At 70.8% G+C, this 866-nt stretch carries 1 protein-coding gene and 1 pseudogene; both read left to right on the top strand.

What is annotated here, in order from left to right:
• Positions 1-5 precede the first annotated feature (5 nt).
• Positions 6-416, top strand: a pseudogene (locus ACTIFU_RS23865) (transposase); the annotation flags it as partial.
• On the top strand, positions 334-789 hold the full coding sequence (locus tag ACTIFU_RS23860; RefSeq protein ID WP_439580814.1) for a transposase: 456 nt from the start codon (positions 334-336) through the stop codon (positions 787-789). The pseudogene ACTIFU_RS23865 and the gene ACTIFU_RS23860, both read left to right, overlap by 83 nt.
• The last annotated feature ends 77 nt before the right edge of the window (positions 790-866 follow it).

The following is an 866-nucleotide window of genomic DNA, read 5'->3' as shown; positions in this document are numbered from 1 at the left end:
TTTCGATGTTCAAGGCGCTGCTGCTGGCGGTCTGGCACGACCTGTCCGACGTGAAGCTGGCCGAGGCTCTGGAGGACCGCGCGAGCTTCCGCCGGTTCTGCGGCTTCGCCGCCGATGAGGCCACACCTGAGCGCACCGCGTTCGTGCGGTTCCGTCGCGCGCTGATCGCCCATGACTTGGACCGGGGACCGTTCGAGGCTGTCACAACGCCGCTCAAGGCGCGCGCCATCACGGTCATGACCGGCACGCTGGTGGACGCGACGATCATCGCCTCGGCCAGCCAGGAGGACGACGAGGCGCGCTGGGTGAAGCATCGCAGCCGCGCCTGCGTGCATGGCTTCAAGGCGCATGTCGGCGCTGACGCCGAGACCGCGCTGGTGGGGGCGGTGTCGGTCACGCCGGCCAATGTGCATGACGGAGGCGAGGGGCCGGCAGCGCTGCCCGACGACCCGGGCGATGTGTTCGCCGGAGACCGAAGGTCGGCCGCAGGCCACAGCGCCTATCGTGGCCAGCACTTCGAGGCCGCCGTGCGGGCCCGCGGCGGCGTGCCACGCGTGGCGGCCACCGCCATGTGGGGCCAGGACGAGGCCGAGACGCTGGCGCGGCTGGATGCGCGGCGCCCCCATCCAGCGCGTACGCGCGCCGATCGAGAAGATCTTCGGCACCTGGAAACGCTGCTACGGCCTGCGACGCATGCGATGGCGAGGCCTCGCGCGCGCCAGAGCCCAGGTCCACTTCACCGCAACCGCCTACAACCTCAAGCGAAGCCTCAACCTCCAACCGGCGTAACGGCACAGCCGGGACCGCGTCTCGCGCACGCCGCAAGGCGCACGCGAGACGCATCCCACAGCTCCAGACTCCGCAAC

The sequence above is a fragment of the Elioraea sp. genome (genome assembly GCF_051860475.1).
Taxonomy (GTDB): Bacteria; Pseudomonadota; Alphaproteobacteria; order Acetobacterales; family Acetobacteraceae; genus Elioraea.
The sequence above is the reverse complement of the archived record's forward strand: the minus strand, read 5'-3'. Positions and strand labels throughout refer to the sequence as shown.